Genomic DNA, 13,266 nt, shown 5'->3' with positions numbered 1-13,266 from the left:
ATACATGAACCCTTTATTGACATTTGAATCGGTAAGCAAAGCTTACGATGGAACTCAAATATTAGATAACATAGATTTAAATATTGAATCTGGACATTTTTATACACTATTAGGTCCATCTGGTTGTGGCAAAACTACAATTCTCAAATTGATTGCAGGCTTTGAACAAGTTGATCATGGCCAAATCATTTATCAAGGAAAATCAATTAATCAAGTTCCTGCTAATAAGAGAAAAGTAAATACAGTTTTTCAAGATTATGCACTCTTTCCGCATTTGACTGTATTTGATAACATCGCATTTGGATTAAAAATAAAAAAATTAAACAAGGAAGTCATTAAAACTAAGGTACAAGAAGCTTTAAAATTAGTGAAATTAACTGGCTTTGAAAACAGAATGATAGAAGGCATGAGTGGCGGACAAAAGCAAAGAATTGCGATTGCGCGTGCTATTGTAAATGAACCTGAGATTTTACTTCTAGATGAATCATTATCAGCACTAGATTTAAAACTAAGAACTGAAATGCAATATGAATTAAGAGAAATTCAATCTAGATTAGGCATTACATTTATATTTGTAACACATGATCAAGAAGAAGCATTGGCACTAAGTGACTATATATTTGTAATGAAAGATGGAAAAATACAACAATTTGGTACGCCGATTGATATTTATGATGAACCAGTAAATCGATTTGTTGCTGATTTTATTGGGGAATCTAATATTTTGCAAGGTACGATGGTCAAAGATTATGTCGTTAATATTTACGATCAATCATTTAAGTGTGTTGATATGGGAATTCCGAGTCAACAACAAGTTGAAGTCGTTATCAGACCAGAAGACATTGCATTAGTATCTCCTGGGGACGGGTTATTTGAAGTGACTGTTGAATCCATGTTATTTAGAGGTGTGCACTACGAAATCAATTGTGTAGATAGAAAGGGTTATGAGTGGATGGTGCATTCTACAAAGAAAACTGAAGTAGGCAGTAAAGTAGGTTTATATTTTGAACCAGAAGCGATTCATATTATGGTACCAGGTGAAACTGAAGCAGAATTTGATAAACGCATTAATAGTTATGAGGTAAATGATAATGCGTAAAATAAATGGATTTTTATTTGTACCATACATTTTGTGGATGATTTTATTTATTGTTGTGCCTGTTATTTTGTTAATTTATTTTTCTATGATTGATATCCATGGTGATTTTAGTTTAGAAAATTATAAACAAATGATGACAACCAAATATTTTTTGATGTTATGGGACTCTGTATTGTACGCTGTACTTATTACGCTGACTACATTACTTATTAGTTATCCAGCGGCGTATTTTATTCGTACATCAAAACATCAGAATGTATGGTTATTGATATTAATTATACCTACTTGGATTAATTTACTTCTAAAGACCTATGCATTTATCGGATTGTTCAGTCATGATGGTATTATCAACCGAATATTATATAGTTTACACTTACCTAGAACGGAACTGTTATTTACAGGACCAGCGTTTATAATTGTAGCAAGTTATATTTATATTCCATTTATGATTTTACCAATTTTTAATAATATGAAAGACATACCAAATAATTTATTACAAGCTTCAAGTGATTTAGGTGCTAGTCGTTTAGCCACTTTTAAAAAAGTAATCATGCCTTTAACTAAACGAGGTGTATTAACTGGAGTGCAAGTTACATTTATTCCTGCACTTTCTTTGTTTATGATTACAAGGTTAATTGCTGGAAATAAAGTGATTAATATTGGAACGGCGATAGAGGAACAATTTCTTGTAATTCAAAATTATGGAATGGGTTCTACAATTGCATTATTTCTCATTCTCTTTATGGCATTTGTCTTAATCATCACAAATAATAAATCTACAAATGGAAAAGGGTGAATCATATGAAATGGTATGGCAAACTATATATCGGTATATTAATTGCAGTATTGTACATCCCTATACTGTTTTTAATGTTTTATTCATTTAATTCAGCAGGTAATATGATTCATTTTGAGCATTTTACATTAGCGCACTATCTATCTTTATTTAACAATGACAGATTGTTATCGGTTATTTTTAATACGATTGCAGTGGCATTATTAGCTGCTGCAATTGCAACGGTCGTCGGAACAATGGGAGCCATTGCTTTATATCATTTAAGGAATAAGAAATTAAAAATTTCATTACTAACTTTAAATAATGTGCTAATGGTTTCTTCCGATGTTGTTATTGGTGCATCATTTTTGATTATGTTTACAGCAATTGGTCACTTTACAGGGTTAGGTCTTGGTTTTATCACTGTGCTCATTTCACATATTGCATTTTGCATTCCAATTGTAGTGATAATTGTGTTGCCTAAATTATATGAAATGAATGCACATACGTTAGATGCTGCTAGAGATTTAGGTGCCACTGAGTTACAAGTGTTAAACAAAGTGATGTTACCACATTTATTCCCAGCAATTCTTGGCGGTTTTTTTATGGCATTAACTTATTCATTAGATGATTTTACAGTTAGTTTTTTCGTTACGGGAAACGGATTTAGTGTATTATCAGTAGAAGTTTATGCTATGGCTAGAAAAGGTATAAGTATGGAAATTAATGCGATATCGACTATACTTTTTATAACAATAATCATAGGTATTCTTGGATATTATTTGATACAAAAAATTATCAAACGAAATAAAGCATTGAAGCAGGTGACTCAACAATGAAACGATTTTTACAATTAATCTTGCTCTCAATTTTTGTTGGATTACTATGTCTATGGATAAGTCAAAAACTCACTGAAAAAGAGCACTCTGCTTCAGGTGAAAAAATATATGTGTATAATTGGGGAGAATATATTGATCCAAGTTTAGTAAAAAAATTCCAAAAGGAAACTGGTATTGAAGTTGTGTACGAGACGTTTGATTCTAATGAGGCTATGGAAGCCAAAATACGCAATGGTGGAACAAATTATGATGTTGCTTTTCCAAGTGAATATACGATAGAAAAAATGAAAAAAGAAGGTTTGTTATTACCTTTAAATCATGAGAAAATACCAAATATAAAAAATTTAGATAAAGATTATATGAACATGTCATTTGATAGAGATAATCGTTATTCAGTACCATACTTTTTTGGTACAGTTGGTATTTTATATAATAAAAATGTGTATCCAAAAGATAACTTTAATTCGTGGGAAAGTTTATATAACCCAAAATATGAAAATGATATTTTATTAGTGGATGGTGCAAGAGAAGTTATAGGTTTAGGTTTAAACAAATTAGGCTACAGTTTAAATGATAAAAAAACACAACACTTAGCAGAAGTTGAACATGATTTGAAACAAATAAGTCCTAATATTAAAGGTGTCGTTGGTGATGAAATAACTATGATGCTTGAACAACATGAAGCAAATATCGCGGTTGTGTGGAGCGGTATAGCAGCGCCAATTGTGCAAAATAATAGCGACTTTGATTACGTGGTACCTAAAGAAGGGTCAAACTTGTGGTTTGATAACATGGTTATTCCCAAGACTGCTCAAAATAAAGCAGGTGCACACAAGTTTATCAACTTTATGTTAGATGCACAGAATAGTAAACAAAATACGGAATGGGTAGCTTATGCAACACCTAATAAGACTGCAAGAGCACAATTACCAAAAAATATCAAAGACGATGAACGATTTTATCCTTCAAAACGTACACAAGCAAGATTAGAAGTCTATAAAGATTTAGGTAAGGATACATTAAGTGAATATAATGAACGCTTTTTAAATTTTAAAATGTCGTTAAATTAAAGCGTAGTATAGTAGTTATTTTATCGTTTATTCGATATAATAGTTTGATAAGTAGTATAAGGAGTTGTATAGAAATGTCAGGAGAACAATATACTCAAGTTAGGCGTCCAGTGAGTCGACTAGCAGAAAAGGTATTGGGTTGGTTGAGCTGGATATTCTTACTATTATTAACAATCATCACAATGTTTATTGCACTAGTTTCTTTTAGTAGTGAAAGTTCTATTCAAAATTTAGAAACGTCGTTAAATGGTAATGATTTTATTCAGCAAATACTGGCGAATAATGGATTAAATACGATTCAATTCGTTATTTGGTTACAAAATGGTATATGGGCAGTTATCGTATATTTTATTGTTTGTTTATTAATATCGTTTTTAGCTTTAATATCAATGAATATTAGAATATTATCTGGTTTTTTATTTTTAATAGCTACAATCGTAACTTTACCTTTAGTTCTGTTATTTGTACCACTCATTATACCGATTCTATTTTTAATAGTGGCAATTATGATGTTTGCACGCAAAGATAAAGTAGAAATGATACCAGCATATTATTCTGGTGGTTATCAAGGTGGTTATAATGACTATGGACAAGAAAGAAAAGCAGAACCAAACCCTGAACCAAGAACAGAACCAAACTCACAATATAAAGCACAACAAGATACTTCTGACGTAGAACAACCATCAAATCAAGAACAACAATTAAGAAGAGGTGGGTATAGTTCCGAAGTTGCTAATAAAGTAAATTCGGATATCAATTCAAAAGAGGAAGAACCTCAAGTACTATCTCGACAAGCCAAATACAATTATAAATCAAAACAGCAGTCAAATGATAATGATGAAAATCTTCAAAATGACCTAGCAGATCAAAACTTTGATAGCCAAGCCTCTGAAGAAGAAGCTAGACGTAGACAAGAAGCATTTGAAAAAGAACAACAACTTCAACAAGAAGCATATGAAGAACAACAGCGAATCAAGCAAGAAAAGGCTGAGGAAGCTGCCAGATTGAAACAAGAAAAAGCAGAAGAAAAAGCTCGGATCAAGCAAGAAAAGAAAGCACGTAAACAGCGTGAAAAAGAAAGACGTAAGCAACAACCCAGTGCAGTTAATCAACGAAGAATGAATTTTGAAGAACGAAAGAAAATCACAAGTCAATCTGCAGAGTCATCAGAGAGTGATGAAGAACAAAACCAATCAAGTAAGAATATGCAAAGCGAAGCAGCAGATACAGATAAAGAAAAATAAAGCATGTATTTTATTATGCTATGCATAAAAAAGAGCAAATCCAAAATGGATTTGCTTTTTTTTATATGAATATTTGACAATTTTGACCGTTCACAAAATCACTATAATAATGAAAACATACAGAAATCGTCATTAAACAAAGGTATTAGATTTAAAAATAAACAAAACAGCAACTTCAATAAAGAAATTGCTGTTTTATTACTCTGTATATATTTAAGTAATATGTTTACATAAGTTCTTTAAATGTTTCTAATATTAAATATACATTTAATAAGCTTAAAATAATGATTAATAACCACGATATCGTATTAACCCAAGTTCTGTTTTTAAATTGTCCCATTAAATAACGATTGTTTGTTGCCAATTGTAAAGGTATTAATGAGAATGGTAAAGCTAAACTTAAAAATACTTGTGAAAATACTAGTAATTGTTCAATTTTAGCTTCATCACTTTTAAAAATAATGATACAGAATATAATTGGTAAAATTGCAAGTAGACGTGTAACAAGTCTACGTAACCAATTTGGAATTTTGAGGTGTAAAAAACCTTCCATTACAATTTGTCCAGCCATCGTACCAGTAATTGTAGAATTTTGGCCTGATGCTAATAAAGCAATTGCAAATAAGGTACTCATAATTGTCCCCATAGAAGCTCCTAATATAGGCTGGTTTTGTAAAGCATGATATAAATCGTAGAAACCACCTAATTGATCAGTGTTAACACCATAAAATAAGGCTGCACCTAAAACAAGTAATAAGCAATTAATAATAAATGCGATCGAAAGTTGAATATTAGAATCCATTGTAGCATATTTGATTGCATGTGCTTTTGATTTTAGACTATTTCTATCATACATTCTTGACTGCACAATAGAAGAGTGTAGGTATAAGTTGTGTGGCATAATTGTAGCACCAATAATCCCAAGTGCAATAAACAACGCGCTATTATTCGTTATGATTTCTTTGCTTGGTACAAAACCACTTAAAACCTCATTGACATTTGGTGAAGCGATAAACACTTCAAATATAAAGATCACAAGTACAGTGAAAATTAACGTACCTACGATTGCTTCTATCTTTCGGAAACCAAATCGCATAATAAAGAGTAATAAAAATACATCTAATACGGTGATAAGCGCACCAACAAGTAATGGAATGCCAAACAATAAATCTAATGCTATCGCACTTCCGATTACTTCTGCGATATCGGTTGCAATAATTGCTAATTCAGCAATAATCCAAAACACAAAAGATAATGGTTTATTTAAGTAATATTTTGTAGCTTGTGCTAAATCCATACCTGTAGCTATTCCTAATCTTACCGTCATACTTTGTAGTAACATTGCTGATAAGCTAGAGAGTAAAATGACGAATAGCAAAATGTATCCAAATTGTGCACCACCTTGCATTGAAGTAATCCAGTTACCTGGATCCATGTAACCAACTGCTACTAATAATCCTGGACCTAAATAAGATAATAACTTTTGACTAAATTTACCATTGGTATTAATAGAAACCGTATTGTTGATTTCTTCTAAACTTTTATTATGCATTTTTATATTATTAGTCAATAGTGATACCTCCTATACTTCTAACTAACTTTTTATAGATTACTCCAAAAAAATTATTAGGTCAACCTAACAAAGAAAAATTGTTAGGTTAAAATTTTACTGCTTTTAATTTTTTATTAGTAAATTAATATTTTGAAATATAGAAAATAATACTTTGTAATTTTGTAATATTGTTAAATTTGCTATGATAGTGATAATGAAAGAATAGGAGGAAAAAATGATGAATCGGAAAGCAGAAAAAATCCTTGCTTGGATTGCAAACGGTCTTAGTTTATTATTTTTAATACTCATGATTTTGGGGTTAATTTTATTGAATTTTCCCGAATCCAAGGAAGCATTAAATCAAATATATGAACAGCAAGGTATGTCTATATCAGCAGATGCACTTAAAGCGTCGATATTAATGCAAGGTGGATTTTTATTATTCGCGACGATTCTAGGATTCTGTGGTGTTTTTACAATTAAAGGAAACAGAATTTTAGCTGGGTGTCTTTTAATTGCAGCGGCTTTAATTAGTATTTTTACTGGTAATTTTATCGCATTAATACTTTGGATAATTGCTGGTATTATGCTGTTAGTAAAAAAAGACAAAATTCAATCACAATATCAAATGAAGTCAAATGACAATAGTGAAAATGGCAAGAATAATGATCCACGACAAAAAAGTGACATGAATCCAGAGCAAGAATTAAAAAAGAAAAAAGATGAGGATCCATATATTTATTAAATTATGTGAACGATTCGTACCATTAAAAGATTTATAAAAAATTGAAAATATACGCTAACTGCTAACAAAGTATTGTCTATGTTAGCAGTTTAGTTATGAGTATAATTTTTGGATTTAATATGAATACAGACATAGAAATTAAATAAATATATTTTTTTGCTTCGTCCGTTAATTTAAAGTTAGTTAACGAAATACGTTAAAGTACATTTATTAACATAAAAAAAGAGTCTAGGTCGACTCAACGATTTCCTAAACTCTTTCATATTATTCTTTTTTTAATTCTAATCAGCATAACTGGAGTGGGACGACGAATTTTTTAATAAAAATAAATTTCTGTCCCACTCTTTTTATAAGGTCTAAGCTATTTATACCTTGGTTGCTTTATAGAATCGGAGTTAAACATTATTTATAAAATTTTAATAACTGTGCGAAAGTCTCTTCTAAAAAGTTTAAGAAAGCTTTATCTGTTTTTAATTCATTCGCATTTGGGGCAAGTGTGCGTGCAACAAATAATTCACCTTTTTTCACTTTTTTAACACGATCAATTGCACTCTGTATATCATCGTCTGACATGTTTGCGATGTAAGTTTTTTCTTGAGACATGTGGTCCAAGCTTAAACTATAATCGGATGGTAAGTTTTTAAGGGTTTGAAATTGTTCTTCAAAAACCTTCACACGCTGCGCTTTATCTTTTGCTTCGTGCATAACACCATACATGACAAATAATTGGTTTTCAAAAAGACCTATTTGAAAATGAGGTAACATTTTATAACCGCGATTGTTAGTTGCAAATGCAACCCATGTATCCTTAGGCGGATTTACACTTCGTCTTGCATGTTTAGCAACGTGAGGATAAAATACTTCTCCTGTTGTTGCCTCTAAATATTGGGAAAAATATTCTCCTAATTCATGTAATTGTGGTCGAACATGTTTATTCAAAGCTTCCATTCTGTTATCTAAACCATCAACAGTAAATGCTTTAAAATCGTTTGCTTTAAATGTATATTTAGCCATTTTAACCTCCTAGTATGTAATTATTATTTTTATTTTAGCACAATATTATTCTATAAACATTGCCATTGCATTTTTCTTTGAACGATATTACATTGCACAGAAACGTGTATAAACCTATGAATCAGGGTAAAAACATAGTATTATTAACTAATATGATATTACATACAATTGACTATTTTAAATATATAGAACTTTATCTTATTAAATATTAATGAAAAGTGAGTCGTGAAAAAGGAGAGGGATACAATGACTGTTTATGAGTTTGCAAAAGGCCTTATTTTAGAAGCGGGCATCAATGTAAAAAAAATCATGAAACAAGGTATAGAAATAGAAACTAAGTCAAATCCCAATGATTTAGTGACGAATGTTGATAAAGCGACTGAAAAGTATATTTTTGACAATATTAAGCAGACTTATCCAGAACATTTAGTAATTGGTGAAGAGGGACATGGACATGACCTTAAAGATGAATCAGGTATTGTATGGGTTGTTGACCCAATCGATGGGACGTTGAATTTTGTACATCAAAAAGAAAATTTTGCAATTTCTATAGGCATATTTAATGATGGCAAACCATATGCAGGATTTGTATACGATGTCATAAATGATAAACTTTACCATGCAAAAGTTGGAGATGGTGCATTTGAAAATGGGAATTCGTTATCTACTATTCAATCGAGTCCTTTAAAAACAAGTATAATTGGTATTAATCCAAATTGGCTTACAAAGCCAAAGTTAGGTGAAGTGTTCAAACCAATTGTGGATGAAGCTAGAAGTGCGAGGGCTTATGGCTCGGCTGCCTTAGAAATTATTCATGTAGCTACGGGTAAATTAGGAGGCTACATTACACCTAGATTACAACCTTGGGATTTTGCTGGTGGTTTAATCATTTTGCAAGAAGTAGGTGGCATAGGCACAGATTTAATGGGAAATGCCTTGTCCATATATGAACCGAGTTCCATAGTAATGGCAAATCCTCAATTACATGCAGAACTATTAGAATTTCATTTTCAAAAAAATAATGAAATGATAGAAGCATTACAAAAACGATTAAAACATTAAGATGATTGTTTTGAATCATATAACTAATCAAATTTTAACTTTTAAAGTAAGTGATGTGATACAGAAAGTCAATGATGGTTTAATTAGTAGCGTGTTAAATACAAACTTTAATGCATTTTTAAATAAAATTAACATATAAAAAAGGACAGAAAATACATTTTTTAATGATTTTCTGTCCTCATTTATTTTATAATTATAACCAATTATTCTCACGATATTTCTTTTTTAAAGTGAAACCGCACCCAAATGTTGCAATGAATAGTATAAATGTTAAAATCATCATTGGAACATTTGTAGCAGCGATACTAAAGCTAAACAAAAGCAAAAATATAACAGCTATGATAGCGAGTACCCAGAATATTGATTTAGATTTTTTTTGTTGCATCCCAACCACACCTTTATAGTTTTCTTTAACCAATTATATGATATAATAAAAAAGTTGCAAAGAAAAGTGGGAATTTACTCGAGAAAGGAAATTATATAAAATGACTAAAATAAGAGAAGATGTTCGTAATATCGCAATCATCGCTCACGTTGACCATGGTAAAACAACATTAGTAGATGAATTATTAAAACAATCAGGAATTTTCCGTGAAAATGAGCATGTTGATGAGAGAGCAATGGATTCTAACGACATAGAAAGAGAACGAGGCATAACAATTCTTGCTAAAAATACGGCAATTAATTATAAAGATAACAGAATCAACATTTTAGATACACCTGGACACGCCGATTTCGGTGGCGAAGTTGAACGTATTATGAAAATGGTTGATGGTGTAATCTTAGTTGTAGACGCTTATGAAGGTACAATGCCACAAACACGTTTCGTATTAAAAAAAGCACTTGAACAAAATTTAAAACCTGTAGTAGTAGTAAATAAAATTGATAAACCTGAAGCTAGACCTGAAGGTGTAGTAGACGAAGTTTTAGATTTATTTATTGAATTAGAAGCTAATGATGAACAATTGGATTTCCCTGTTGTTTATGCATCAGCTGTTAATGGTACTGCAAGTTTAGATTCTGAAAAACAAGATGAAAACATGCAATCACTTTACGAAACAATTATTGATTATGTGCCAGCGCCAATTGATAATAGAGAAGAACCGTTACAATTCCAAATAGCATTGTTGGATTATAACGATTATGTTGGACGTATTGGTGTAGGACGTGTATTTAGAGGAACGATGCGTGTTGGTGATAGTGTATCTTTATTAAAATTAGATGGCTCTGTAAAGAATTTCAGAGTAACTAAAATTTTCGGTTATTTCGGATTAAAACGTGAAGAAATTGAAGAAGCTTATGCAGGCGATTTAATTGCTGTTTCAGGTATGGAAGACATTAACGTAGGTGAAACTGTAACACCTAATGATCATCAAGAGCCTTTACCGGTTCTTAGAATAGATGAACCTACATTGGAAATGACATTTAGAGTTAATAACTCACCGTTTGCTGGACGTGAAGGTGACTTTGTAACGTCTCGTCAAATTCAAGAGCGTTTAGATGAACAATTAGAAACAGATGTATCATTAAAAGTAACTCAAACAGAATCTCCAGATAAATGGATAGTTGCAGGACGTGGTGAACTACATTTATCTATTTTAATTGAAAATATGAGACGTGAAGGTTATGAATTACAAGTTTCAAAACCACAAGTTATCTTAAGAGAAATTGATGGCGTTAAATGTGAACCATTCGAACGTGTACAATGTGAAGTACCACAAGAATATACAGGTGCTGTCATAGAATCATTAGGTCAACGTAAAGGTGAAATGCTAGATATGGTGACTACTGATAATGGTTTAACTCGTCTGATATTTATGGTTCCAGCACGTGGTTTAATCGGTTATACTACTGAGTTTATGTCACAGACACGTGGCTACGGTATTATTAACCATACTTTTGAAGAATTCAAACCTCGTGTTAAAGGCCGTATAGGCGGTAGAAGAAATGGTGCGCTTGTGTCTATGGACAAAGGTCAAGCAAGTTCATATGCGATTATGGGATTAGAAGATCGTGGTACGAACTTTATGGAACCAGGTACTGAAGTATATGAAGGTATGATTGTCGGTGAACACAATCGTGAAAATGACTTAACAGTAAATATTACGAAAGAAAAACACCAAACTAACGTACGTTCAGCTACAAAAGATCAAACAGTTACAATGAAACGCCCAAGAAAATTAACTTTAGAAGAAGCATTACAATTTATCAATGATGATGAATTAGTAGAGGTAACGCCTGAAACGATTCGCATTAGAAAAACAATTTTAGAAAAAGCAGCGCGTGAAAAAGAAGCAAAACGAATCAAACAATTAATGCAAGAAGAAGAGTAATTAGTAAATCATCATAGTATTGGAGCAATAAATACTTTTGATTAACATGGCAATGTCAATTTCTATTGGAATAATATAGAGATTGATGTTGCTTTTTTTTATGATATTCACTTGTTAAGTAGTAAAAATGATCTGTATTTGGTAATATAATTAGTTCGATTTTTAATTAATTAGGCGTTTTAGTAAAGCAGAGGTGTTATATTAACTTATAACTTTTATACACATGACATCAAATTAAATCATTTAATTGTATTTATTCATGATAGATAAATATTTTGATTTTGTAGCGAATATCTTTGATAAGTAATCGTGAAATCTAGAATAGTAGTTACTGATAAAACTTCAAAGTATATCATGAGTTGCTTGAGTATACAGGATCAGTTTTGTTTCACATCAAGAAAGTTAATTGATAAGCAATGGTGATATAAAACAAACCCTATAAAAGTTTCAAATTGATAGAAACTTTCACAGGGCGTATTTTAAGGTTAAGGTTCCAGTTGACTTATAAAATATTAACAGTCGATGACGATGGTCAAAGCTATTAATGATTGCTAATATGATGAAGCTATATTTTGCTTTTTGGTTTAAAAGATGTGTAAGTCTGTACAAATAGATTATCGATGGTCGAAGGTTGTTGCTTGATTACGTTGTTTTGGTGTATCCAGACGACTTTTACATTCGTCGCACATAAAAGTGTGCATTGGATCATTTCTTAATCGTTTAGCTTCTAATGTATTTTGATCAATGAATACTTCGGTATCACAGATAATACATTGCACTTTTATCATTTAAATCACCTCGATGTGAGTAACATACTTGAACTCATATGAATAACCTTGTTCTGGAATATAGACAAAACTATCTACGAAGTTATCTTCATAAAGTCTTTTACCATCACGAGCGAATTGGAAGAAAAGATATGGTAGTAAATCTATTGGCACTTCTATTGAGTCATTATCATTAAATAAACGTATTGCTTTCGCATGATCATAAGGCTCAGCATTTTTGAAAAATGGTGACATATTAATTACAAATGAATTTTCTAAAACTGCTCTTTTTCTATATTTAATTTCTGAATTAAGTGTTGGAGGATTTGTTTGTCCTTCTAAAATTGCACGATTCCATTCCCGATTGTCATCGAAATTGATTGGTTTAGTGCCGTCAAAAACACCACTCTCTAAATCTTCTAATTTAACTTTTCTATCATCAAATATCCAAGTTGTACTATCTAAAGTAATTGGAAATTTAACTTCACCCTTAATTTGAATCATAATCCCACTCCTAATGTATTATAAAAATTTTAAATAAAATGAATCGACAAAAAGTTCAGCCGTTACAATAATTGACATTTTTGTGAATTTAGACGTAATTAAATAGTTTATATCATATGAGATGCTTCATATAAATAAAAATGTCTAATTGCATGAACGCTCATAGCACAATGATTTGTGTAGTTCGTTTCATTAATTATATATGTAGCTAAACTAAATATATCACTATTTCTAATATTATCATAAATAACTAGCCTTAGTA

The 13,266-nt window shown here is 31.0% G+C and carries 13 protein-coding genes; 8 read left to right on the top strand and 5 right to left on the bottom strand.

The genetic code is table 11. The annotated features are described in order from the left end of the window. Window positions 1-4: 4 nt before the first annotated feature. The 5 genes from AB1J10_RS08270 to auxB all read left to right on the top strand — a co-directional run bounded on the left by AB1J10_RS08270 (window position 5) and on the right by auxB (window position 5,027). On the top strand, window positions 5-1,099 hold the full coding sequence (locus tag AB1J10_RS08270; protein WP_064209101.1) for an ABC transporter ATP-binding protein: 1,095 nt from the start codon (window positions 5-7) through the stop codon (window positions 1,097-1,099). Continuing rightward, window positions 1,092-1,895, top strand: coding sequence for an ABC transporter permease (locus AB1J10_RS08265; RefSeq protein WP_064209100.1), 804 nt, complete (start codon window positions 1,092-1,094; stop codon window positions 1,893-1,895). The genes AB1J10_RS08270 and AB1J10_RS08265 overlap by 8 nt, the downstream gene beginning before the upstream one ends. A gap of 5 nt (window positions 1,896-1,900) precedes the next feature. Next, on the top strand, window positions 1,901-2,713 hold the full coding sequence (locus AB1J10_RS08260) for an ABC transporter permease (RefSeq protein WP_046207866.1): 813 nt from the start codon (window positions 1,901-1,903) through the stop codon (window positions 2,711-2,713). After that, window positions 2,710-3,783 (top strand): ABC transporter substrate-binding protein, encoded by a 1,074-nt coding sequence (locus AB1J10_RS08255; RefSeq protein WP_064209099.1) that lies wholly within the window; start codon window positions 2,710-2,712, stop codon window positions 3,781-3,783. Before AB1J10_RS08260 ends, AB1J10_RS08255 begins: the two co-directional genes overlap by 4 nt. A 74-nt stretch (window positions 3,784-3,857) precedes the next feature. Beyond that, on the top strand, window positions 3,858-5,027 hold the full coding sequence (gene auxB / locus AB1J10_RS08250) for a lipoteichoic acid stability factor AuxB (RefSeq protein ID WP_070038000.1): 1,170 nt from the start codon (window positions 3,858-3,860) through the stop codon (window positions 5,025-5,027). A gap of 226 nt (window positions 5,028-5,253) precedes the next feature. Here auxB and AB1J10_RS08245 read toward each other — a convergent pair whose 3' ends face one another. Further along, complete coding sequence (locus tag AB1J10_RS08245; RefSeq protein ID WP_369003096.1) at window positions 5,254-6,579, bottom strand: Nramp family divalent metal transporter; 1,326 nt, start codon at window positions 6,577-6,579, stop codon at window positions 5,254-5,256. A gap of 238 nt (window positions 6,580-6,817) precedes the next feature. Here AB1J10_RS08245 and AB1J10_RS08240 point away from each other — a divergent pair, with 238 nt between their 5' ends. Beyond that, complete coding sequence (locus AB1J10_RS08240) at window positions 6,818-7,324, top strand: DUF4064 domain-containing protein (RefSeq protein WP_046207863.1); 507 nt, start codon at window positions 6,818-6,820, stop codon at window positions 7,322-7,324. Between the two features lie 402 nt (window positions 7,325-7,726). Here the strand turns inward: AB1J10_RS08240 and AB1J10_RS08235 are convergent, their stop codons facing one another. Next, window positions 7,727-8,338, bottom strand: coding sequence for a YktB family protein (locus AB1J10_RS08235; RefSeq protein ID WP_046207862.1), 612 nt, complete (start codon window positions 8,336-8,338; stop codon window positions 7,727-7,729). A 246-nt stretch (window positions 8,339-8,584) separates the two neighbouring features. Between AB1J10_RS08235 and AB1J10_RS08230 the strand changes: the two genes are divergently transcribed. After that, a complete protein-coding gene (locus AB1J10_RS08230; protein WP_046207861.1) occupies window positions 8,585-9,400 on the top strand; it encodes an inositol monophosphatase family protein in 816 nt (271 codons plus the stop codon). 193 nt (window positions 9,401-9,593) lie between these two features. Here the strand turns inward: AB1J10_RS08230 and AB1J10_RS08225 are convergent, their stop codons facing one another. Next, entirely contained in the window at window positions 9,594-9,785 is a 192-nt protein-coding gene (locus tag AB1J10_RS08225; RefSeq protein ID WP_046207860.1) for a DUF5325 family protein, read from the bottom strand. A 100-nt stretch (window positions 9,786-9,885) separates the two neighbouring features. On the opposite strand from AB1J10_RS08225, the gene typA reads away from it, so the two are divergent. Next, on the top strand, window positions 9,886-11,733 hold the full coding sequence (typA, locus tag AB1J10_RS08220; RefSeq protein WP_046207859.1) for a translational GTPase TypA: 1,848 nt from the start codon (window positions 9,886-9,888) through the stop codon (window positions 11,731-11,733). 614 nt (window positions 11,734-12,347) lie between these two features. On the opposite strand, the gene AB1J10_RS08215 is transcribed toward typA, so the two are convergent. Both AB1J10_RS08215 and AB1J10_RS08210 read right to left on the bottom strand, forming a co-directional pair. Further along, window positions 12,348-12,521 (bottom strand): DUF2197 domain-containing protein, encoded by a 174-nt coding sequence (locus AB1J10_RS08215; protein ID WP_073342466.1) that lies wholly within the window; start codon window positions 12,519-12,521, stop codon window positions 12,348-12,350. Next, entirely contained in the window at window positions 12,522-13,004 is a 483-nt protein-coding gene (locus AB1J10_RS08210) for a hypothetical protein (RefSeq protein WP_046207858.1), read from the bottom strand. It lies immediately after the preceding gene. Window positions 13,005-13,266: the final 262 nt, after the last annotated feature.

Source organism: Staphylococcus cohnii species complex 1663 (assembly GCF_041008415.1).
GTDB lineage: Bacteria > Bacillota > Bacilli > Staphylococcales > Staphylococcaceae > Staphylococcus > Staphylococcus ureilyticus.
The sequence above is the reverse complement of the archived record's forward strand: the minus strand, read 5'-3'. Positions and strand labels throughout refer to the sequence as shown.